16 protein-coding genes are annotated in these 21,897 nt (G+C 48.8%); 4 read left to right on the top strand and 12 right to left on the bottom strand.

Annotated elements, in window-relative coordinates; translation table 11 throughout:
- Window position 1: 1 nt before the first annotated feature.
- From IEY13_RS10305 to IEY13_RS10275, 7 genes are all read right to left on the bottom strand, one after another.
- Window positions 2-1,051, bottom strand: a complete 1,050-nt coding sequence (locus IEY13_RS10305) for an NAD(P)-dependent alcohol dehydrogenase (RefSeq protein ID WP_188951895.1) — start codon at window positions 1,049-1,051, stop codon at window positions 2-4.
- A 19-nt stretch (window positions 1,052-1,070) separates the two neighbouring features.
- Window positions 1,071-2,027: an aldo/keto reductase gene (locus tag IEY13_RS10300; protein ID WP_188951894.1), complete on the bottom strand. Its 957-nt coding sequence runs from the start codon at window positions 2,025-2,027 to the stop codon at window positions 1,071-1,073.
- Between the two features lie 4 nt (window positions 2,028-2,031).
- Window positions 2,032-3,165: an efflux RND transporter periplasmic adaptor subunit gene (locus IEY13_RS10295; protein ID WP_188951893.1), complete on the bottom strand. Its 1,134-nt coding sequence runs from the start codon at window positions 3,163-3,165 to the stop codon at window positions 2,032-2,034.
- Window positions 3,152-6,439, bottom strand: coding sequence for an efflux RND transporter permease subunit (locus tag IEY13_RS10290; RefSeq protein WP_188951892.1), 3,288 nt, complete (start codon window positions 6,437-6,439; stop codon window positions 3,152-3,154). The genes IEY13_RS10295 and IEY13_RS10290 overlap by 14 nt, the downstream gene beginning before the upstream one ends.
- Before the next feature lie 12 nt (window positions 6,440-6,451).
- On the bottom strand, window positions 6,452-7,855 hold the full coding sequence (locus tag IEY13_RS10285) for a TolC family protein (RefSeq protein ID WP_188951891.1): 1,404 nt from the start codon (window positions 7,853-7,855) through the stop codon (window positions 6,452-6,454).
- 164 nt (window positions 7,856-8,019) lie between these two features.
- Window positions 8,020-8,928 carry a helix-turn-helix domain-containing protein gene (locus IEY13_RS10280; protein ID WP_188951890.1) on the bottom strand — a complete coding sequence of 303 codons (909 nt, stop codon included), beginning with the start codon at window positions 8,926-8,928 and terminating at the stop codon, window positions 8,020-8,022.
- A gap of 18 nt (window positions 8,929-8,946) precedes the next feature.
- Window positions 8,947-10,311 (bottom strand): acyl-CoA dehydrogenase family protein, encoded by a 1,365-nt coding sequence (locus tag IEY13_RS10275; protein ID WP_229687810.1) that lies wholly within the window; start codon window positions 10,309-10,311, stop codon window positions 8,947-8,949.
- Window positions 10,312-10,438: 127 nt separating this feature from the next.
- On the opposite strand from IEY13_RS10275, the gene IEY13_RS10270 reads away from it, so the two are divergent.
- Complete coding sequence (locus IEY13_RS10270) at window positions 10,439-10,870, top strand: hypothetical protein (protein WP_188951889.1); 432 nt, start codon at window positions 10,439-10,441, stop codon at window positions 10,868-10,870.
- Between the two features lie 6 nt (window positions 10,871-10,876).
- Here IEY13_RS10270 and IEY13_RS10265 read toward each other — a convergent pair whose 3' ends face one another.
- On the bottom strand, window positions 10,877-11,923 hold the full coding sequence (locus tag IEY13_RS10265; protein ID WP_188951888.1) for a sensor histidine kinase: 1,047 nt from the start codon (window positions 11,921-11,923) through the stop codon (window positions 10,877-10,879).
- Between the two features lie 281 nt (window positions 11,924-12,204).
- Window positions 12,205-12,708, bottom strand: coding sequence for a DUF7935 family protein (locus IEY13_RS10260; RefSeq protein ID WP_188951887.1), 504 nt, complete (start codon window positions 12,706-12,708; stop codon window positions 12,205-12,207).
- A gap of 116 nt (window positions 12,709-12,824) precedes the next feature.
- On the opposite strand from IEY13_RS10260, the gene IEY13_RS10255 reads away from it, so the two are divergent.
- Both IEY13_RS10255 and IEY13_RS10250 read left to right on the top strand, forming a co-directional pair.
- Window positions 12,825-13,169, top strand: coding sequence for a HesB/IscA family protein (locus IEY13_RS10255; RefSeq protein WP_188951886.1), 345 nt, complete (start codon window positions 12,825-12,827; stop codon window positions 13,167-13,169).
- Window positions 13,170-13,308: 139 nt separating this feature from the next.
- Window positions 13,309-14,100 carry an Rpn/YhgA-type helix-turn-helix domain-containing protein gene (locus IEY13_RS10250; RefSeq protein WP_188951885.1) on the top strand — a complete coding sequence of 264 codons (792 nt, stop codon included), beginning with the start codon at window positions 13,309-13,311 and terminating at the stop codon, window positions 14,098-14,100.
- A 53-nt stretch (window positions 14,101-14,153) separates the two neighbouring features.
- Here IEY13_RS10250 and IEY13_RS10245 read toward each other — a convergent pair whose 3' ends face one another.
- Window positions 14,154-15,743, bottom strand: a complete 1,590-nt coding sequence (locus tag IEY13_RS10245; RefSeq protein ID WP_188951884.1) for a DUF6600 domain-containing protein — start codon at window positions 15,741-15,743, stop codon at window positions 14,154-14,156.
- Window positions 15,744-16,003: 260 nt separating this feature from the next.
- Between IEY13_RS10245 and IEY13_RS10240 the strand changes: the two genes are divergently transcribed.
- Window positions 16,004-16,891, top strand: coding sequence for an ROK family protein (locus IEY13_RS10240; RefSeq protein ID WP_188951883.1), 888 nt, complete (start codon window positions 16,004-16,006; stop codon window positions 16,889-16,891).
- Here the strand turns inward: IEY13_RS10240 and IEY13_RS10235 are convergent.
- Window positions 16,888-19,470 (bottom strand): BamA/TamA family outer membrane protein, encoded by a 2,583-nt coding sequence (locus IEY13_RS10235; protein WP_188951882.1) that lies wholly within the window; start codon window positions 19,468-19,470, stop codon window positions 16,888-16,890. The two genes, IEY13_RS10240 and IEY13_RS10235, sit on opposite strands and share 4 nt — an antisense overlap.
- Before the next feature lie 22 nt (window positions 19,471-19,492).
- Window positions 19,493-21,874, bottom strand: a complete 2,382-nt coding sequence (locus IEY13_RS10230; RefSeq protein ID WP_188951881.1) for a GAF domain-containing protein — start codon at window positions 21,872-21,874, stop codon at window positions 19,493-19,495.
- Window positions 21,875-21,897 lie beyond the last annotated feature (23 nt).

Below are 21,897 nucleotides of genomic sequence, written 5' to 3'. Positions count from 1 at the left end.
GTTATTTGTTCAGGGAGTTAATGTCAATTACAAAACGATACTTTACATCGCTTTTTAATACACGCTCATATGCTTCGTTAATGTAGTTGATGTCTATTACTTCTACATCAGATACTATGTTATGTTCTGCGCAAAAGTCCAGCATTTCCTGTGTTTCCTTAATGCCGCCAATCATGCTGCCCAGAATGCTTTTGCGCTGGGTAATGAGGTCGAACGCAGGAATTTTTGCAGGCTCCGATGGTATGCCCACAATAATCATAGTGCCGTTGGTTTTCAGCAAATCCAGATAGGTGCTGTAGCTGTGTTCGGCCGATACGGTATTTAGTATAAAATCAAACTCACCTTTCAGGCTTTCCATAGTGGCTTTGTCTGAAGTAAGGGCAAATTTGTGGGCACCCAGTCTTTTAGCGTCTGCTTCTTTGGAAGGGGAGCCGCTTAACATGGTTACTTCTGCACCAAAGGCAGCTGCAAATTTAACCGCCATATGGCCCAGACCGCCTAAGCCCAGTACAGCCACTTTATGCCCTTTGGTAACGCCTACATGGCGCAGAGGGGAATACGTGGTAATACCGGCACACAACAGCGGTGCTACGCCTGCCAGGGGCAGCTTGTCCGATACCTTCAGGGTATAATGCTCGTCTACCACAATGTGGGTAGAATAACCGCCGTAGGTAGGGGCATTGGTTTCGCGTTCGCGGGCGTTGTACGTGCCTGTCATACCTTCCAGGCAATATTGCTCCTCGTTGTTTTTGCAGTTTACGCAAACACGGCAGGAATCTACAAAACAACCAATACCAGCCAGATCACCCACTTTAAATTTAGTTACATGATCGCCTGCTTTTACAATCCTTCCTACTATTTCATGTCCGGGCACCATAGGGAAGATAGAACCGCCCCACTCGTCTCTTACCTGGTGAATGTCTGAGTGACAAACACCGCAGTATAAAATCTCAATCTGTACATCATGTGCGCCCACGTCTCTTCTTTCAAAGTTGAAAGGAGCCAGCGGGGCCGACACTTTTTCTGCTGCGTATGCTTTTGTTGCTATCATATCTATATAGGGTACTTATTTATCTCCATTCGCTGGCTTTGTTTAACAGCGCAATAGCTTCTTCGTTCAGTTTTAAGGTGGTTGATTTGGTCAATGCTTCCAGTTGCTCCAGGCTGGTGGCGCTGGCTATAGGTGCGGTAACAGAGGGACGGGCAATTAACCAGGCCAGTGCTACCGATGCCGGCGTGCTCTCATAGTCGGCTGCTACCTTATCCAGCGCTTCCAGTATCTGCTGCCCGCGTGGGTTCAGGTATTTTTTCATCCCACCGCCGCGTACGCTTTTGCCCAGGTCGTCTTCACTGCGGTATTTGCCGGTTAAAAAGCCGGCCGCCAGCGAAAAGTAACTGATAACACCCAACCGGTTTTCCAGGCAAATGCCTTCCATTTCCTTTTCAAAGCCTTCGCGCTCGTACAGGTTGTACTCGGGCTGAAAAGTCTGATAGGCAGGGTAGCCGTGTTGTTTACTGGCTTCCAGCGAGGCCAACAGGCGGGCAGGGGTAAGGTTACTGGCGCCAATCCAGCGTACTTTGCCTTCCTGCACCAGTTGCTGGTAAGCTTCCAGCGTTTCTTCCACCGGCAGGTTGGTATCATCATCCCAATGGGTCTGGTACAAATCAATATAATCGGTCTGCAGGCGTTTCAGCGAGGCTTCCACGGCTTTCAGTATATAGGTTTTGCTCAGGTCTTTTTTGCCCTGGCCCATATCGGCACCTACTTTGGTGGCTACAATTACCTTGCTGCGGTTTCCACGCGCCTGTAACCAGTTGCCTATAATGGTTTCTGATTCGCCACCGGTATTGCCGGGCTTCCAGCGGGAGTATACATCGGCAGTATCCAGCAGGTTAAACCCCGCGGCTACATAACCATCCAGAATGCTGAATGACTGCTGTTCATCAATGGTCCAGCCAAATACATTACAACCCAGGGTAAGCGGCGCTACCTGCAAATCACTCTGGCCTAACTGTCTTTTCTCCATAGTGTTACTTTTTAAGTGTGGTATGAATGTCAGATCCATCACGTATTTCTTCATTGGCGCTCAGCACCAGGTTATCACCCGGCGTAAGCTTACCAAATACTTCTGCTTTGCCTTCTGCCTCACGGCCTTTTTGTACCGGTACCCATTCTGCCTTGTTATTGTTGTTTCTTATTACAAACACGCCGGTGGTACTGTTGAGTATTGCGCTTTTAGGTACAACTGTTACGCTGTCCTGTGCGGGCATGGGTATGCTTACTTCAGCAATCATGCCGGGTAACAGTTTTTTGTTGTCGTTGAATACGTCTATTTCAACACGCTCTGCCCGTAAACGGGTGTCAAGCGCGCCGGACAAGCGTTTTACGTTACCGGTAAACTTCTGGTCTGCCAGGGCTTTAACGGTAAAGCTTACTTCGTTTTTGTTGCTGAGGTAGCTGGTATATATTTCCGGTACAGCTACTACCAGCCTCAGATGTTTCTGCATTTGCAGGGTAAAGATGGGGAATTCAGAACCCTTTCCCGATGGGCCTACATAGGCACCGGTATTTACATTACGCGCAGTAATAACACCGCTGAACGGAGCGCGTATTTCCAGATAACCGCGGATAATGTTTACCTCACGGCTGGCGGCTTTGGCGGCTTCCAGCTGTGCTTCATCGGCTTTCATACGGGCACTGGCCTGGTCCAGATCGTTAGGGGAAATGGTGCCGGGCGTTAAGCTGGTTTTGTATAAACGGTCGTAGTTGGCTTTGCTGGCGTAATAAATGGCCTCCTGCGATTTTAAGCGCGATTCTGCCGCGGCCATACGCGAGTTCAGTTCCGGCGCTTCCAGCGTAGCCAGCAGCTGGCCTTCAGACACTTCAGAGCCCACATCTACCGCCAGTTTTTTTACAAAACTGGCTTCTTTGGCATACAGGTCTACCTGTTGGTAAGCAATCAGTTCGCCGGGTGCGGTAAAGGTGGATGACAGTTTGCTTTTCGTCAGCAGAAAGGTTTCAATAGCCGGTGCAGCGGTTGCTGCGGCTTCTTTTTTATGTTCGGTTTTGCCTTCGGATGAGCCACATCCGGTAAGGGCACCAGCGCCGGATAAAAGGCTGATGCCTGCAAAAAGTATGGTTGTATTATTTCTAAGCTGTTTCATATAAATCAGGTATATAGTGTTTGCTTTCTTTGTCTTCAGGATCAAGTGATACAGATACGGTGGTGGTTTTTTTCTGTACCCAGGCAAATACCAGGGGCAGAATAAACAATGCGGCAAAGGTACTGGCTATAAGCCCTCCAATAACGGCACGTCCCAGGGGAGAACTCTGGTCGCCCGCTTCGCCCAGGCCGCTGGCCATAGGTATCATACCTACCACCATGGCCACTGCTGTCATTACAATGGGGCGTAAACGCAGCGCGGCTGCTTCTCTGGCGGCTGCTATGGCATCGCCACTTTTCAGGCGCAGCTGCTCGGCATTGGTAATTAACAAAACGGCGTTGGATATGGATACACCTACCGACATAATCATACCCATGTACGATTGCAGGTTTAATGTGGAGCCACATACTACTAACAGTGCCAGTGAGCCTAATAATACCGCAGGCACTGTACCCAGTACCACACCGGATACTTTGAACGACTGGAAGTTGGCAGCCAGCATCAGGAATATTACCACTATAGCTACTATCAAACCATTCTGCAGGCTGTCCAGCGTTTCGGTAAGGGTGCTGCTTAAACCAATCAGATCAACGTTCAGGCCGCGTGGCAGTTCGCCCAGTGAGGCTATGGCTTCCTGCACCTCTTTAGAAGCAGCACCCAGGTCTTTATTGTTCAGGTTGGCGGTTACCGTTAACATAGGCATGGCACCCAGGTTATCTGCTTCGCCATAGGTAATGCCGGGGGTAATGGTAGCAACATCGCCCAGTACCGGGCGGCTGGAGTTTTTCAGCAGCGGTATTTCTGCAATATCCGCCTGGCTGGCCATTTTGCTTTCTGGTATTGCTACCTGTACGCTATAGCTGTTGCCACCTTTTTCATCCACCCATATATTCTTATCGGTAAAGCGGGAAGAAGAGGTAGAGGCAATAATAGAGCGGGTTACATCACTCATATCCACACCCAGCTGCGCGGCGCGTACCCTGTCTACGTTAATGTTCAGGGTAGGGTAGTGTATGCTCTGGCCAATCTGTACATCACGCAGGTAACTGATCTGTTTCAGCCTGGTTACCATTTTCTGTGCATATTCTTCACTTAGTTTTTTATTACGGCCCGAGAAGCGTACTTCAATAGGGGTAGGCGAACCCTGACTCAGAATTTTATCGGTCAGTTCAATCGGCTCAAAAGACAACAGCATTTCAGGCGCCAGTTCTTTGGCCTTCGCGCGTATTTGGTCTTTCAGTTCGTCCAGGTTGGTTTTGTAATGTTCTTCCAGTGCTACCTGTACTACGGCTTCATGCGGGCCTGCCATCCAGAGAAAGATGGGGCTGATAGAAAACAGCTGTGGGTGTAAGCCGGCGTACGCACTGGTAATGGAAATGTTTTCCTTGCCTACAATACCTTCAATGGCTTTTACCAGGGTAATGGTTTTTTGCTCGGTTACCTCCATACGTGTGCCTTCGGGTTCGCGCAGGCGTACCTGAAACTGGCTGCCGTTTACTTTAGGTAATACATCGCGGCCAATGCTGCTTAACAGCAGGGCGGTAGCGCCACACACGGCCAGCAGGTATACAATTACTATCGGCTTGCGGTAAGGCATCATCCTGTCAATAAAGCGCAGATAACGGTTTCTGATTTTGTCAAACAGGGTAACCTTGCCATCGTTGTTGCAATCCTCTCTTTCGGCAATTACTTTCTTCTGGCTCCAGGTTTCTGCTTCTGTACCTGCCAGCCCGGTGGCGGCAAATTCTTCTGCATCGGTTAATTCGCGTGTTTTACCATTTTCCTTTTTGTGGTGGTGCTTCACTTTCATCATCCAGTTGGCCATTACGGGTACAAAGGTTTGTGCCAGAAAGTAGGAGATGATCATGCTGAAGCCAATGGCCAGCGCCAGCGGCAGAAATAAAGAACCGGGTATGCCGCCCATGGTAAAGGCAGGTGCAAACACCGCCAGGATACAGAAAAGAATCAGCAGTTTGGGAAAGGCTATTTCTTTACACGCATCCCATATGGCCAGCGATTTGGGTTTGCCCATATCCAGGTGCTGGTGAATGTTTTCTATGGTTACCGTACTCTCATCTACCAATATGCCAATAGCCAGGGCAAGGCCGCTCAGCGTCATAATGTTAATGGTTTGCCCAAACAGGTTTAGAAACAGTACGGCAGATATAATAGATGTAGGGATGGTTAAGATTACAATCAGCGCCCCGCGTGCATCGCCCAGAAACAGTAATACCATTAAGCCGGTAAGTATGGCGCCAATAGCCCCTTCGGTTAATAAGCTTTTTACAGAGTTGATTACATAAGTACTCTGGTCAAACTCATAGCTCACTTTTACATCTTCCGGCAACTGTGCCTGTATTTTGGGGATGAATTTTTTCAGGTTCTGCACCACTTCCCAGGTGCTGGCATCGGCACTTTTTGCCACGCTCAGGTATACACTGCGTTTACCGTTTACCAGTGCGTAGCCAGAGGCTATATCTGCACCATCTTCCACCGTAGCCACATCGCGCAGGTAAAGGTTCTGTACGCCGTTTTTAAACAGCGGTATATTTTCAAAATCCTTTACGTCTTTAATAGTGGTATTAATGGGGGTAATGTAGTTTTTATCGTCTACCCGCACGTTGCCCGAAGGGGCCGTCTGGTTGTTCAGGCGCATGGCTTCTACCAACTGGTCGGGCGTCATGTTATGCGCACGCAACAGGGCAGGGTCGGCTTTAATAACTACGGTACGTACGTTACCGCCAAAAGGTGGGGAGGATACCAGGCCTGGTATAGAGGTAAAGGACGATCGTACATATACGTTGGCCAGATCCAGTAGTTCGTTATTGGTGCGCTTATCGCTGCTCAGTACCAGCTGGCCAACAGGCAGGGTACTGGCATCAAAGCGTATAATAAACGGTGGGTTACTGCCCGGCGGAAAGGCGGCCTGTATACGGTTGGCAAAGGCGCTTACCTCTGCTGCGGCCTGTGCCATATTGGTGCCGGGGTAAAAGTTAATCTTCATCAGGGTAAGGCCCTGAATGTTCTTTGTTTCAATGGTTTTTATACCGTTTACAAAAAGGAAGATATTGATATATTGTTTGGCAAAAAACACCTCCATCTGTGCAGGCGTGTAACCACCAAAGGGGTGCGATACATATATCACCGGCATATCCAGCTTCGGAAAGATATCAATTTTAATGCTGGTAACAGCCTTGATACCGAAGAAGAACAAACCAGCCACCAATACCAGTATGGTAATGGGTTTGCGTAATGCTAATCTTATAAGGTTCATTGTGTGCTTCTGTTAAAATTCAGAGATAAACAGGTCGAAGTTGCCGCTGGCGGCTGCTTTCAGCAGCAATGCCTGCCATACGTTGGTGTAGGCAATGTCGCGGTCGGTTTCGCTCCGGTTTACGATGTATAAGGCCTGTGTTACTTCTACAATATTGCTGAGGCCGTTGGTATACAGCACCTCTTTCTGGTGGTAAGCATCTGTGGCAGATTTTACCTGAATGGGCGCTTCGGCGTAGTTGGCCAGCGCATTCTTCATTTTATTGGAAGCCAGTGCCAGCTGCGCTTTTAATTGCTGATCGGCCAGTTCGTATTCGGCCTGCAAACCCAGTGAGGTAAAATGCTGTGCGCTGGTTTGTTGTTTTACCCGCAGCGGCGTGGTAAGGTTCCAGCTAAGACCCAGCCCCAGCAGGTAGTTGCCGCGCATGCTTTTTACACCTTCCCAGTAGTTAGTAGTATAGTGGTCGAGGTTGTTGCCCAACTGCCCGTAGTTCCAGTCAAAGCCAGAGCCACGGCCCTGTATCAGCCCAAAGGCCGAAAACGTAGGGTAGTTGAAAGTCCGGTAGTACTTCACCTGCTGATTGCTAAGGGCAATTCTGCTTTTATAATACTCCAGCACCGGGTGTTGCTGCGTAGCGTTTATACTGTCGTATGCGCCTCCGGGCACCCGGGTAAGAAATACCGTGTCCAGCACAAAATCCTGTGCAGGCACGCCCATCAGCCTTGCCAGCTGATTGGCCTGTTCCTGCTCTGCATCAATGGCTTTGGTAAGCGTAATGCGGGCACTGGAGGTTTCTGCGTTTGCCTGTGAGGAATCTACACCGGGTATTAATCCGTTTAAAGCCCGGGTAACTACTACTTCGCGTAAAGCGGTAGCGCGTTCCAGGTTGTTGCGCCAGCTGCGGATAAGCCGTTGGGTAGCCAGCAGATTCAGGTAGGCGGCTGCCACCCGTATTTCGTGCTGAAAGGTTTCCTGCGTAAGGTCACTTTTATCACGTGTAAGGGTTGACTTTGCTACATTAATCTTTTCTCTGGCTTTGCCGAAGGAATAGAAGTCCCAGCTGATGTTGGCTAAATACAGGGCGCCAAAGGCGGCATTCCAGTTCTGGTGCGGTATGGCGCCTCCGGAGGCGGCGGTTGCCCCGCCTTTAAAACCGTACTGGGGACCGTTTAAACCGTTAATGGTTCCGTAATCCTGCTGGGCAGATAAGGTAAGATCGGGCAGGTACTCGCGCTGGCTTTGTTTTACCGACGCGGCTGACGATTGTGCATACGCTGCCTTTGCTTTAATGGTGCCGTAATTGGCCAGGGCTGTTTCTACAGCCTGCTTCAGCGTAAGCACCTGTTGTGCACGCACACTACTGCTGCTTAAAACACCCCCTGTTACAAGCAGGGCAAGTGCTGTTTGTTTTAACATGATTTGGTTCTTTCTTCTGTTATTCTATCTATAGTCTCTTGCGTTTCCTTACGGCTGGGCTATCGTCTGGTATGTTATTACTCAGCAGGCAGTGTTGAGTACCGTAAAATTAGGCAGGCTAACAGAAGCGTTCCTTTCACTTTTCAAACAATTACTTGTAATTTTCAAACATCTGATGTACGGAAGGCGCCGGGGGTAGAACTGGTATGTTTTTTAAAGAAATTGTTAAAATAGGCAGGATACTCAAATCCTAAGCTGTATGCAATTTCTGCCACGCTCCAGTTGGCGTGTTTCAGCAAGGCGCGTGCTTCGCTGGTAATGCGTTCAGCAATATGCTCGGTAGTGGTTTTGCCGGTTACTTCTTTTACGGCACGGTTTAAATGGTTTACATGCACGTTCAGGCGTGCAGCATAGTCCTGCGCGGTGCGTAACTGCAATATGTGCTCAGGCGAATCTATCGGAAACTGGCGCTCCAGCAATTCCATAAAAGAAGCGGTAAGCCGGGCAGAGGCGCTGCTATGTTTTATCCAGGTTTCGGTAGCGCGCATCTTCATTACCTCGTGTACCATTACATACAGGTAATGGCGCAGCAGATCGTGCTTATACAGGTATTCACTCTCCATCTCGCACAGCATCAGGCCAAACAGATAATTCAGTCGCTCCTGCTGTGTTTCATTTACAAAAAACAACGGGTTGCTGGTAGGCTGGCATAAAGGCGATTCGTGAATAATGTCTTTGGCGTTCTGGTTGTTTAAAAAGGCATCGTTAAACAGGCAGAAGTATCCTTCCTGTATATCGCTTTCTTTTTCCCAGGAATAGGGCAGGTGTGGGGAGGAGAGTATTACTACAGGCTTGTCCACTTCCACCGTTCTGTCCAGAAAGTGGAAGCGGCCTTCGCCTATTACAAAGGATATTTTATAAAAATCTCTACGGTTTAAAGGCGCTGCACTTTTGCAGATACCCTGCCGGGGGTACACGTTAAAATGCGCGGCATCTTTGCCGTTATGATGGGAAGGCGGCGGCTTTAACTCCAGCCGCCTGTAAAAATCGTCGAGGGTTTCTATTACAGCCATACCCCGAAGTTATGAAAATCAAACAAAAGCACTATAGCCAGTTATTCCTCTGCCTACAATCAGCGAATTAATTTCTTTGGTGCCTTCGTAACTGTAAATAGCTTCTGAGTCGGCCACAAAGCGCGCCACATTGTATTGCAGCAGTATGCCATTGCCACCCATTACCTCCCGGGCACGGCTTACAATATCGCGGGTGCGCAGGGTACAGAACACTTTTGCCAGCGAGGCATGTTCATCTGTAAGGCGGCCTTCATCCTGTAATTGCGACAAACGAAATACCAGTGTTTGCATAGCAGTAAGGTTGCTCAGCATTTCTACCAGGTGGTTTTGTATCAGCTGAAAGGCGGCAATAGGTTTACCAAACTGTTTGCGTTGGGTAGTATAAGCCAGTGCATTTTCATACGCACCACGGGCGCAGCCTACGGCTTCCCAGGCAACCCCCGCGCGCGTCATACGCAGTACTTCGGCGGTATCTTTAAAGGTATTGGCCTTTTCCAGCCGGTCGGCCTCAGTTACGGTACAGTCGGTTAAGGTAATAATACCATTCTGCACAATACGCAGGGCCATTTTGTCCTGCATCTTTTCCACGTGCAGGCCGGGGGTATCTTTTTTTACCAGAAAACCTTTTACGTTGTTGTCGTCCAGGTCGCGTGCCCATATAATAATCACATCTGCAAAAGGGGCGTTGCCAATCCATTTCTTCTGTCCGTTCAGCACCCAGGTATCGCCGGTTCGTTTGGCGGTGGTAGTAAGGCCACCTGCTGCGCCGGAGCCTACTTCCGGTTCGGTAAGGCCAAAAGCGCCAATCAGTTGCATCTGCTGCATGCCAGGCAACCATTGCTGCTTCTGTGCCTCGCTGCCCAGCATGTAAATACTACCCATGCTAAGGCCGCTTTGTACGCCAAAAAAGGTAGCGATAGAAGCATCTACCCGCGCCATTTCCATGGCCAGTATCCCTTCCATTAAAAACGGCAGGCCGGGGCAGCCATAACCCTGGTAGGTAACGCCGCAAATATTCAGTGCTGCCATTTTAGGTATCAGTTCATGTGGAAATTCGGCTTTCAGCCAGTAATCGTTCACCAGGGGCTGCACTTCTGTTTCCATAAAAGCGCGCACTTTTAACTGCAGTTCGCGCTGTTCGGGGATAAGCATACCGGCCAGATCATAAAAATCGCCATCTACCGGTGGGGCAGGCTTTTTCTTTTTACCACTGCTGCCGCTGGCCAGCATTTTCATCAGCCCCTGTAACTGGGCATCATCCAGCTTGCTAACGGTGTGCATTACTGCACCCAGATCCACTTTTGCCGCCAGCTTGTTCAGGGCGTCTATATCAATGTTTTTGTACAACTGCCAGGCTTGTTTCAGTTTTTGGTACATGCTCATGGTGCAACCGGAGTTTTATGGGTTTATAAATGTGTGATGTTTCCTATATCAACCGGTTGAATAGCAAATAGTTCAGCCAAAGGCATAGTTTTGGCAAGGAAATAACATGATCATCAACCGAACACAAATGAAAAGCAAACAACAATGGATGTGCATGACGGTAGCAGCTGCCGGCATGTTTATGATGGCGGCCTGCGGCGAAAATGCCGGAAATGCAGAAAACAGTAAAGATTCAGCGGCAATCAGTGCTGATTCAGCCGTTCACGCGCCTGCAGCGCCGGTTACTACACCACCGGTAGATGCTACCACACAGGATTCCACTAACAAAGGCGGTTTTACCGAGGTGGGTGTAATTGGCGAGGTTACCAACGGCAAGGATGGTTTTATGGCCACCCTTACCAACGACAAAGGGGTTGTGTATTCTACCGTGTTCAGCATTATGAAACTGGAGAAGAACTACAAAAAGCTGAAAGCCGGCGATCGTGTGCAGGTATCGGGCGATACCATGCAGCTGGGCGATAAAACGCATATTGTGGTAAAACAGTTTACGCAGCAGTAGCGGCTGTTAACCCGGCATTTTAATTTCAAAGCTGGCTCCGGTGTTTGCACCATTGCTGAAAGCCTGAATATTGCCGTTGTGCTGCTCTACAATTTTACGTACCAGGTACAGCCCCAGGCCCGTGCTGGCTTCGCCGGCTGTACCTTGTTTACGTGCCGTAGTATATCTGTTAAATAAAATAGCAGCCTGCTCCGGTGCAAAACCCAAACCTTCATCCTTTACGGTTATGTGTAGCTGCCCGTTCTGGCGGCTGGCGTTTACATATATATTGCCTCCGTTGTGCGAAAACTTAATGGCATTGGTAAGCAGGTTCTGAAACACCTGCGTAAAAGCTTCCGGATTTACGGTAAAAGTCAGGTCTTTTGCCAGGCTCTGATGAATATGGATGTCTTTGGCAGCGGCCAGTTGCGAAACGTTGTTTATGGCGTTGGTAGTTACCTGTGCCAGCGGCGTATTGGGTGTAAAGGAGCTGGCTCTTTCCAGTTCGTTGTGGCTCAGCAGTTCCAGTATTCCGTTTAAGAAGTCCAGCTGCTGCTCCCCAATCTTAATCATCATATCGCCCATTTCCTGCAGGCGCTGGCTGCCTTCCTCCCGTTTAATCATCTGCCCCAGGCCTACAAACTGGGTAAGGGGCGTACGCAAATCGTGCGATAGCAGGGCGGCCACATCTTTCTTTTCTTCTATCAGGGTATCCAGCGCAGTAAGCGTATGCTGAATTTCTTTCATCAGAATGCCGGCCTCGTCTGTATAAATAACGGGTAAATTGGGAAGGGTTTTGTTATTCAGGTAGTTTTCCAATGCCTTTTTAGAATCCTGCAGCGGGGCCAGTAACTGGTAAAAAGTATACAGCGCAATAATAGTTGCTACCAGGGTAGCTGCCAGTACTACCAGCACAGCGCTGATTTTACTAAAGTTAAAAACCTCAAAAACTATACATACGCTTAAAATAATCAAGGGTATATGTATGCCTATAAAGGCAATAACCATAAACTTGGCGGGGTAGCTTTTTTTAATAAACGGCCAGTTATTGAGGCCCTGATAAATGCTGCTCATGAATAATTTGTTTTTCTTGCTGTTATAAGGCTTGCAACCATTTATCATTGAAGAATGACAAGCGGGCAGATAATTGAGCTTTCACAAGGCTTAGATTTTCAGGTATGGCGTCAAACTTACTTATTATCTCCCAACTGCGCGCGCCTGTAACCGGCAAAATATCCCAGGCGGGCAGCAGGTTTTTTATTTTATGAAAGATAATATACTGATTGAAAACAAAAAAGCCGGCAGTAAATGGTTTACACTGCCGGCTTTTATCAATAATCTGAAGGTCTGTTGTATTACAGCAGTTTTTTGGCTTCGTAGCTTAACACCTCGCTAACTACCTCGTGCAGGTTGCCTTTGGTATCCGTCATCAGGTATTCCAGCAATACTTTGCTCAGGTCTAAACCGGTAGCCTGCGGTGGCAGCGCATTGGCAAACTGGTTAATTACCAGTGTGTTCTGCTCTTTCAGGTTTTTAATGGCCTTCCAGGCTTCTGCACTTACATATATCTGCTGGGTAATGTTGTAATCAAACTCTTCTTTCAGGGTACGGGTAAGCAGCATCTGCATTTCCCGGGCGCTTATGCCGGGTTGGTTTACGCGGGTAATTAAATTGGGAAGGGCAATCCGGTCTACCAGCAGCGTTAAACGCTCGTATGCCTGTAACTGCAGGTGTTGTCCACCCTGTACTTTTTGCTGTTCTTCTATTTTGGTTTTCCGTTGCAGGTAAAAAAGATAGCCTACTAAGCCCGCTATCATTACGCCTATCAGCACGGTCAGGGCCATGGTTGTATCTAACATCTATATGTCCGTTTTTAACAAAAATAGGGAGAAAGGCAGGTTTTCCGCAATCCGAAAATGAGGGGGCGCAAAAAGGTGGCAGATAGTACGTATTTTTGTAAGCTTAAATGGCAGATATGGAAACATTAGTACAAACTCCTGTGTCGTTTACTGCCGGTGCAGTGGCAGAAATAAAGCGATTAATGCAGGCAGATGGTTTTGATACCACGCAATACCTGCGGGTAGGCGTAAAGGGCGGCGGATGCAGTGGCCTGAGCTATGTGCTGGGTTTTGATCAGAAACAGGAGAGTGATGAGATTTTTGAGTATGAAGGCGTTCCCTGTATTATGAATCCTGGCCACCAGTTATACCTGCACGGTATGGAAATAGAATATCAGGATGGTTTGAATAACCGGGGCTTTATTTTTAACAACCCCAACGCAGAGAAAACCTGCGGCTGTGGAACTTCGTTTTCTGCGTAGGTAATAAAGCTAATAAGATTTGAAAAGTATAAAGGCTGCCCCATTGGGTGGCCTTTTTGTTGCATAAGGTGCAACGGAATAAAATGAACAGAAGTATTGTCCTTATCTCTGTTATTTTAGTGTTGTACAAAAGCAATCTATGCCAAATGAGTATGACAAAATTCTCAGAGAAACTTTTAAGAAACCCAAACTAAACCTGCTTCAGCAAATACTTCCTGTTAAAGTTATAAGTGTACAGCCACTACCCGCAAAAGTACAACAGACCATTATTGAACGTGAGGCTGACACTGTATTGCAAATTACACCTGATAAAGGTGTCCCATTTATAGTTCATATTGAATGGCAGTCAACAAACGATAGGCAGATGGCGTTGAGGATGGCGAAATATGATATATTATTATACGAGTGCTACAGGAAAAATGTAATGGGGATAGTCATTTATGTGGGTGAAAAGAAGTTAACAATGAAGAATTCATTCACATTTTTTGGACAACAATATACCTGTCCAATTATCGATATCCGTTCTCTTTCGCCACAGGTATTTCTTAAATCTGACGATGTAGGTGAACTGTTACTGGCAGTTTTGGCAAAAGAGGGCGATAGACTTCTGACTATCCGGGAAGTTTTATTTAAATTGCGTATAAAGACAAAAGGCGATATTACAAAGTATAAAGAAAAGATTAAGCATCTTGAACTAATTTCGCAACTGAGGGGAAAAGCTTTTCAAAAGCAGATTCAAAAAGAGGAGGAAAATATGCCCATTACCATTGATATAAAAAAGGATTTACGGTACCAGCAAGGCGTACTTGAAACTAAAATAGAAAGCGCGCAGAAGATGCTGGAAAAAGGTATACCACTTGCTGTTGTAAAAGAAGTTACGGGTTTAAGCATGACTCGTCTTAAAGCAATATGTGATAAGGTAAAACACTAAATGAAAAGTAAAATGATACTAAAAAGCCACCCGTTAAGAGTGGCTTTTTTATTTTATCCTCTTCCCGGCCGGGAAGTAGCTGGTCTTGACCCGGATGGTGCCGGTGCCGGCGTTGGTCTTGTTGGTTGTTGTACCGGACGCGCAGCTGGCTGTTGGGGCTGAGGCGTTGGGCGTTGTACCGGTTGTGTAGCGGGCCTGCTAACTGGCTGCTGCTGTACAGGACGGCTTTGTGGCTGTTGTTGTACAGGCTGCTGTGCGGGCCGTACTTCTGGTCTGCTCACTGGCTGCTGCTGAACCGGACGTTGAACCGGTTCACTAACAGGTCTGCTTACGGGCTGCTCCGCTGGTTGCTGAGCCGGCTGTTGAACAGGCCTGGTTACTGGTTGTTGACCAGGCTGCTGCTGAAATGGTTGCGACTGAACAGGCCTTGTTACGGGTTGTTGCACGGGTTGCTGCGGCTGTGAAACCGGCTGTTGCACAGGCCTGCTGCCAACGGGCTGTTGTACCGGTTGTTGAACAGGCTGCTGCTGTACGGGTCTGCCTTCCGCTGGTTGTTGTGGACGCGAAGGTTGTTGTATGGGGTTATTACCAGGTTGCGGCGTGTTTACCGGTGTTCCTGATCCATTATCATTCAAATCCAGCTGCTGCTGTGGTCTGCCTCCACCCGGGCGGGTGCCCTGAGTGGGACGGCCACCAGGCTGCACGGGTTGTGTGGCAGGTCTTGTAGCCGGGCGTGATGGCTGTACGGGCGTGGGGCGGCTGTTGCCGGGGTTACTGTTACCCGGCTGGGGCGTAACACGTCCGCCGTTGCTGTTATTATTCGGTCTGGTGTTACCAACAGGGCGTGGTCTTGAAGATCCGCCTTGCACCGGACGATACATGTTAATGGTATTGCCATTATTTTCTGTACGGCCAGGCGTACGGGAGTTGCCTACCTGTACCGGCGTAATACGGCCACCTGTTCTGCGCTCTACATCTGCCACACGTGGGCCCATATTGTATCTGGAATCGCGGAAACGGCCATTGTTGTTAATAACAGTGGTGTTATTAATAATAGTTACGTTGCGCGAGCGGTCAACATAATAGTTATTAATGTTGGTCTGGTTCATATACCGGTTAGGCACAAACACATAGTGGTTGGCAGGTATATTGGTACGGTTACCCGGGCCTAACGGTGCCCAGCCATAATAATCGTTGCTGCTTCTCCAGCTTACCCAGGCCGGAGCCCATTGGTAGCCTGGTACCCACATCCAGCCATAAGCAGGCTCGTACGCCCAGCGGCCGTAGTGGAAGGGCGCCCATCCCCAGTTATAATCGCTCACCCAGGTCCATCCGTAGTTGGTATAACTCCAGTGGCCACCTGTTTGGTAAGGAATAAAGCCAGGCTGATTGGCAATCCACACCTGCCCGTAAGTAGGGTAATTCATCCATGTGCCATATGGGCTCAGTGCGCTCTGAAAAGTATTATAGTCTAATGCCGCCTGCGGCTCATCATAATAGTAATCATCATCCTGGTAAGCCGAAGCGGAGGATGGTGTGTAATAATTATTCGAACACGACGATACCACCGTTACTACCACTGCTATGGCAAGCAGGTATTTCAGGCGGTAAAAAAAGCGGGTTGTTTGTTTCCGGGGTAACATATTGTCTGTTTTAAACGATGAGTGTAAAAAATGTATCTGCTAATAACCTTGTTTATCAGATATAATGCAAGGTTGGTACCATTCACGTGGCGTATACTGCCAAACGTTTGTTAATGGGCGGGAAACAGATTAATCTGTCGGCGAAAATCGGCTTTTTAGCACTAAAATCCGTCTCCCTGCTTTCAGGTGGTTGTTAATCACAAAAGTGATGTTAAAAAGAAATAATCCGCTACCTTGTACAGCACAGAATAGTAGTGTGCATGACTGACAATATAACAGCAACGGAACTGGTAATGGGCATTGATATAGGCGGCTCGCATATTACGGCCGCCATGGCGGATCTGGCAACAGGGCAGCTGGCTAACGGGCAGGTAATACGCAGGGGAGTAGACAGGCATGCAGATGCAGATACCATTCTGACCACATGGTGCGGGGTAATCAGCGATTTGTGGGCAGCTACCGGAGTAACCAGCAGCAAAATAGGTTTTGCCATGCCCGGCCCTTTCAATTATAAACAGGGCATCAGCCTTATTACAGGTTTTGATAAGTATGAGGCGTTATACCAACTGAATATCCGGGAAGCACTGAGCCAACGGTTACAGCTACCGGCGGAGGATCTGCTTTTCAGAAACGATGCGGAAGCTTTTCTGGAAGGGGAGGTGTATTACGGTGCTGCCAAAGGCCATGCGCATGCTATAGGTATTACACTGGGTACCGGCCTGGGCTCTGCTATTTTTCAAAACGGCGTTTGCCGCGATGCGGAGTTGAGTGTGCTGCCCTACAAGGGCGAACGGATTGAAGATTTTGTATCTACCCGCGGCCTGCTACGTAACTACCAACAGTTATCGGGCGAAAAAGTGAAGGATGCCAGAGTAATTGCCGAACGTGTGGCAGGTGATGTGCATGCTGCGGAAGCTTTTCGCCTCTTCGGGGCAGATCTTACCTGGTTTCTGCAGCAGTTTATTCAGCAACAACATCCGGATATACTGGTAATAGGCGGCAATATTGCACAGGCGTGGCCATTATTCTGTTCCGATCTGTTGCAGGGTTTATCTGCATGCGTTACCCGTATGCCTGCTATTGTTATGGCCGGCCTGGGCGAGCATGCTGCGTTGCTGGGCGGGGCGCATTGTTTTGCCAGGCATTAAAACCGGAAACCCGCCGTTATATAGGGCAAAGCGCCTTCGGTACTAAACCCTACTGATGCCTGAATTACAAACAGCTCGGCAGGTACAATGTATATACCTCCGCCATAGCCGTCATGCCATCTGGCAGAGGTTTCGCCGGGCAGCCAAACGCGGCCTATATCATTAAAAGCTACCAGCCCCACCGTTCCGGGCAACAGGTAAGAAGCAAAATCAAACAGCTTCAGGCGAAATTCCAGATTATGGTATACAGCAGTTTTTCCTATAAACCGGTTGGTATGAAAACCGCGCAGTACCTGCGCGCCACCAATAGCCATCATTTGAAAAAAGGTGGGATTGCCAAACGTGGTACCGCCTGCTATGCGGTTGGCCATTACCAGGGTTGAATCGCCTGCCAGCGGAACATAAAAACTGAAATCGGTAGTGGCCCTGCCCCAGGTTTCGTGCATGCCGTTGGTTTGCTGCATACCGGTTATCTCAGCATTCCAGTGGAGGCCGCGGTGGGGCATAAAACCGTGGTTGCGCGTATCTGCTTCTATGCCGGCTACCAGCCCTGCAAACACACGGTCGTTAAACACTTGCGCTTCCGGGTGGGCAGTGTTATAGTCTTTTAAAAAGCGCGCTTCATTATTGGCGCCACGTGCGGTATAAAACTGCCCGGCTATACCGCCGTTAAGGGTAAACCGCTTGCCCAGCTTGCGGTACAGGCGTACATCGCCATTAATCAGATCGTACCGGTTGCGGTAATAACTTATTTCCTTATCGTCATCGTTTACAAACACGCTTTCATTGCCCAGGCCAAAAAAGTTGCTCAGGTTTTGCGGACCACGGGATAGCACATTTACCCGCAGATCATTTTTTCCTATCAACTGTTTAAAGTCGGCCTGGTATTGCAACATAAAAGCTTTGCGGCCGGTAAAATAACTTACCATCAGCTGGTGCTGCTGCGCGTAAGGCGTTTTTCTAAAGCCCTGCTTTTCCAGTATCATATCTGCCCGCAGCAGCAGGCCCTGGTCGGGGTTGTACTGGGCGCTGAAAAGTGGCCCAAATCTGTCAAACAAAAAGCTTTTGCGGTTAAAGCTGTTTACTATGCTGTCTGTATCGGTTCGTATGCGCGCCTGCGTGCGGCCCGGCAGTACGTTGGGTTGGTCGCTTCGGTCGTATACAAACAAACGGCCTTTATTGCGTACGCCGGGTGCTATGTAAAAGCTGTCCCGGCCATCGCCACCTATCAGGCGTATTTTAATACAGCTTTTGTCTGTACCGGTAACGGTAAACACATCCTGCCCGCCCATGCCGTACAGGCGTATTTCGCGGGTAATGGCGGGGGCAAAGGTTTTGCTGTAAATGTTTTCTTCCCGGGTACCGTCTTTCTTTATCTTGTAAATATCCACGGCTACCAGCCCATCCGGCTGCTTTACTATGTTAAACAGTTCGTGTTTATCTGTGGCGGGTATATCTGCATTTTTGCTGATGAAGGCGTAGTATTTCAATGCCTCTTTACCCAGGTTTTGCCGGCGGGCTATCAGTGTTTCAATAATCCGGGGACCCGATAGTTGGTAAATGGTATCCGGTAACAGGTGTATGGCATAACGTATTAAACTGTCTGTAAGCGTTTGTTGCAGGTAAGCAATCTGTTCTTTCCAGTCTGCCTCGCTAAGGGCGTTGAGAAAATAACGGTCAAAGTAGCGGGCATTGATGTTAAAGCCGTTAATGTCGCGGATATTATCATGAAAGCCCTGAAATTTCGATTTCAGCCATTGGTGGCTCAGTATCCACGGAAAAACGCCGGTGGTGTTGTAATACACCTGGTCGCGGTCGCGCGGCACGGGGGTATACACTACTTTCTTTTTCTCCTTTACCCGTTCCCAGCGCCACTGTTCTTCGTGCCGGTCCCAATCGCCCAGTAACATATCCAGCAGGCGGGCACGCAGCACTATCTGCTGGTTTACGCGTACATCATTGTCTTCCTCCAGCTTGCGTTGTGTTTTATCGGTGTTGTCGGTACGGTCTGCATCTACCGGCTCGCGTTCTTCCAGCAAAAAAACGGCGTTGGCAAAATCTTTCCGGTATTCGCCCAATGCGGTATCATCCGGTACATATACAATCTGCGGGTTGGCATGGGGTATACCCAGTGCGGCTGCCAGCGGAGGCACGGTAAGCGAAGAAAACGGGTGGGCAGTAACCACCTGGTCCTGCAGAATATCTTTGGCTATGGTGGCACGCAGGTTGGGCGGCAGGCCACGTTCGGGATATTTCTGAATGGTACGTAGTACCCATTCCTGGCCGCCAGGGTCTTTTAACCGCAGCGATCGGGTTTGTAATCCGCCGCCTCTTTGTTCTATAGTCAATCCGCCTTTTTCCCGGTTCAGGTAAAACACTTTCAGCTTTACCGGGGCTGCCCACAGCTTACGGTAGCTTTCGCCAAACCAAAAGCGGTGAATGGCCGATACGCTGTCGTACACCGGCGATATGGCAACCGTAATGCTGTCTGCACCGGGGGCCGGGCTTTGGGCAGGGGCGCACACCACTGCCAGCACCGGCAGCGCCAGGCTTGTAAAAAGTCGGAGTGAAAATGTCATAGCTTCTGAAAGTCAACAACAATTATGCTAATGTAACCCCTCCCAGTACCTGCACACGTAACGCTTTCATACCTGTAAGTCCCTGCAGTTCTTCCAGCTCCAGCCACTCCAGCTCCTGGCTTAAAGTGCCGGCCTGCTGCAGGCTTTGTATGCCTTCCAGGTAATCTTCTATTTCCTGTTTGCCGCTGTACACAATGGCAATGGTGCCGGGTTGTGTAAGGCGTTGGGCGGTGTTTTTAATAAAGGCCTTGTCTATCCTTTTCTTTACCACCTGGTAGCGTATATTATAACTGCCTTCCACATCAAACCGTTTTTCATCTGCTCTGAAGGCAATGTCAATATGCGTACCATGCACAAATATCAGCTGGGTGGTAAGCAGGGCTTTGGGCATCAGGGGCAGCAAAGCTTTGGTTTGCTGTGCCATCAGTGCCATTACTTCCAGCTGGCGGTGCCGTATTTTTTTCAGGCTGTTATGGTCAAATGTGCGGGTAGGGTCAATGCTGGGGCCGGTATAAATATCGTACTCCACCCCATCCGTTCTGAATTTTTCAAAGTAACACGGAAACTCTTCCTGCAGGGTGCTGTTAAACTGGTCCAGTGTTTTACCAATGGTTACGTTAATCAGCTGCATACTGTTTTCCAGCTCGCGGCGGTGCTGAAAGGTAGCACCGTCTTTGGGGTTAATGGCCTGCAGGTAGTGGTCTATTAAACCCGATGCGCCCGGGTTGTTCTGCCGCACACTTTGCAGCAGCGCCGGTATTTCGCGGTGCAGGTAGTCTTCCAGCTTCATGGCCTGGTAGGGGCTCATGTTATGGCTGTTGACTATTTTCTGCTGCCATTCTTTGTGCTTTTTAACGCTCTCTTCATTTACCAGGCAGGTATCGCACTGCTGTATGGCCTGCATGGTGGTTTCCAGCAGGTGCAGGTGCGTTTCCAGGTCGGCTTTCAGGGCCGTATTGCGTTCTTCGGTGCTGTTGCGTATGTCTACGGCACCATATAACGGGTATACATCTTCAAACGCTATGCGGGGCAGCCGGGGTGCTTCCTGTTCCTGCTCCTGTACCAGATACTCCCACGCAGCTTCGTTAAACTTCCACTGTACAGCGGGCTGCAGCGGTGTAAACTTATCGGTAATTACACGCGCAATTTCTGTCTGCAGATCGTCTATCGACTGTTGCAGTACCTGCGATAATACCAGGTTGGCGGCATTCAGGCGCGACAGCATTTTTTCGTTGATAATATTTTCCTGGTCAGAAAATACTTCCAGCACGCCACACAGCTTACCCTGGTAATACATGGGTATTATTACAAAGGAAAGTATGTTATGCTCTGCCAGTATTTTTAATGCTGGCGACAGGTCCTGATGCAGGGGCGTAATACTCCGCAGAAAAACAATGCGGGGCGCGGTAACATAGCTGCGTACAAAACCCTGAAACATCTCTTCGCCAAAGCCATGCTGGCGGGCCAGATCAATCAGGGTGCTTTTCAGGCCAATTCCGTTTTTAAATACATACCGGTTATTAATCTTCAGCAGGGGCAGCAACCCAAAGCTGATGGCGGGGTTGCCTATCATGCTTTTCAGCGCCAGCTCAATGCGTTCAAAATTGCGTTCATCGCTATTCTGGGCATGCTCTACCACTATATCCCGCAGGGTTTCCACGGCATGTTCTTCCGTAACTTCTGTTAAGGTTATTACCGAAAAACCTTCAAACGTAAACAGGTTCAGCGGCAGTTTGCTTTCCAGCACACTTAACGGGTTGCTGGTAGGCGGTAGCTGCTCCTGAATACTTTCCATGGTAAGTTCGGGCAGGGGCTTGCTGGTTTTAATGTTTATAAAACGGTCATCAAAATCCAGCCGGTAATACCGCGCCAGTCCGGTGCCTTCATCTATGGTTTTGTGTATAATATCCTTGTGCCCAAACGGAATGCCGTATAGCTTACTTAAAATAATAGAGTAGGTATGTGTCAGCTTCTGTTGCCGCCAGTCTTCCTCTGTATGTTGTATCAGATTGGGCTTGAGCGAGCAGATGTCTGCATCATCACAGGCTACCGTAAGTAAATCATAAAAAGCATTGGTACAGTAAAAAACAGTAGGTGCCATGGGCAAACACAGGGCCCACAGGTAACTGCTTTCCGGTTCGGTAACCGGTGTAAGTATGGTAAAAATCTGCTCCAGTACCGCTTTATACTTTTCCGGGTCGGTTACAGTAATAGGGTCCTGTAATTCCGGATACCGGGCAAAGGCGTCAAGGGCCGCCTTAAATATGGCGGCCCGTGCAGTATGTTCTTCCTGTATTTTTTGTTCCAGAAACCGGATAAAGGGACGAAACGATAGCTCCGTGTCCAGGGTGTAAAGGGCCTGGTAATCAGATCCCTGTGCCAGGTTTAACAACTTTGTCTTCATGTCCTCTCATTTATTGCCTGTCT

Origin of the sequence: Filimonas zeae (genome assembly GCF_014641615.1) — a bacterium.
In the GTDB taxonomy this organism is placed as follows: Bacteria; Bacteroidota; Bacteroidia; order Chitinophagales; family Chitinophagaceae; genus Filimonas; species Filimonas zeae.
Note: the sequence above shows the minus strand (reverse complement) of the source record. Positions and strands in the feature narration are given on the sequence as shown.

Bases quoted from the DNA above. Each gene is read 5' to 3' on its own strand.
- IEY13_RS10240 (WP_188951883.1), top strand. From the start codon at position 16,004: ATGACTGACAATATAACAGCAACGGAACTGGTAATGGGCATTGATATA.
- IEY13_RS10255 (WP_188951886.1), top strand. From the start codon at position 12,825: ATGGAAACATTAGTACAAACTCCTGTGTCGTTTACTGCCGGTGCAGTG.
- IEY13_RS10290 (WP_188951892.1), bottom strand. From the start codon at position 6,439: ATGAACCTTATAAGATTAGCATTACGCAAACCCATTACCATACTGGTA.
- IEY13_RS10250 (WP_188951885.1), top strand. From the start codon at position 13,309: ATGCCAAATGAGTATGACAAAATTCTCAGAGAAACTTTTAAGAAACCC.
- IEY13_RS10300 (WP_188951894.1), bottom strand. From the start codon at position 2,027: ATGGAGAAAAGACAGTTAGGCCAGAGTGATTTGCAGGTAGCGCCGCTT.
- IEY13_RS10285 (WP_188951891.1), bottom strand. From the start codon at position 7,855: ATGTTAAAACAAACAGCACTTGCCCTGCTTGTAACAGGGGGTGTTTTA.
- IEY13_RS10270 (WP_188951889.1), top strand. From the start codon at position 10,439: ATGAAAAGCAAACAACAATGGATGTGCATGACGGTAGCAGCTGCCGGC.
- IEY13_RS10295 (WP_188951893.1), bottom strand. From the start codon at position 3,165: ATGAAACAGCTTAGAAATAATACAACCATACTTTTTGCAGGCATCAGC.
- IEY13_RS10275 (WP_229687810.1), bottom strand. From the start codon at position 10,311: ATGAGCATGTACCAAAAACTGAAACAAGCCTGGCAGTTGTACAAAAAC.
- IEY13_RS10260 (WP_188951887.1), bottom strand. From the start codon at position 12,708: ATGTTAGATACAACCATGGCCCTGACCGTGCTGATAGGCGTAATGATA.
- IEY13_RS10280 (WP_188951890.1), bottom strand. From the start codon at position 8,928: ATGGCTGTAATAGAAACCCTCGACGATTTTTACAGGCGGCTGGAGTTA.
- IEY13_RS10245 (WP_188951884.1), bottom strand. From the start codon at position 15,743: ATGTTACCCCGGAAACAAACAACCCGCTTTTTTTACCGCCTGAAATAC.
- IEY13_RS10305 (WP_188951895.1), bottom strand. From the start codon at position 1,051: ATGATAGCAACAAAAGCATACGCAGCAGAAAAAGTGTCGGCCCCGCTG.
- IEY13_RS10265 (WP_188951888.1), bottom strand. From the start codon at position 11,923: ATGAGCAGCATTTATCAGGGCCTCAATAACTGGCCGTTTATTAAAAAA.
- IEY13_RS10230 (WP_188951881.1), bottom strand. From the start codon at position 21,874: ATGAAGACAAAGTTGTTAAACCTGGCACAGGGATCTGATTACCAGGCC.
- IEY13_RS10235 (WP_188951882.1), bottom strand. From the start codon at position 19,470: ATGACATTTTCACTCCGACTTTTTACAAGCCTGGCGCTGCCGGTGCTG.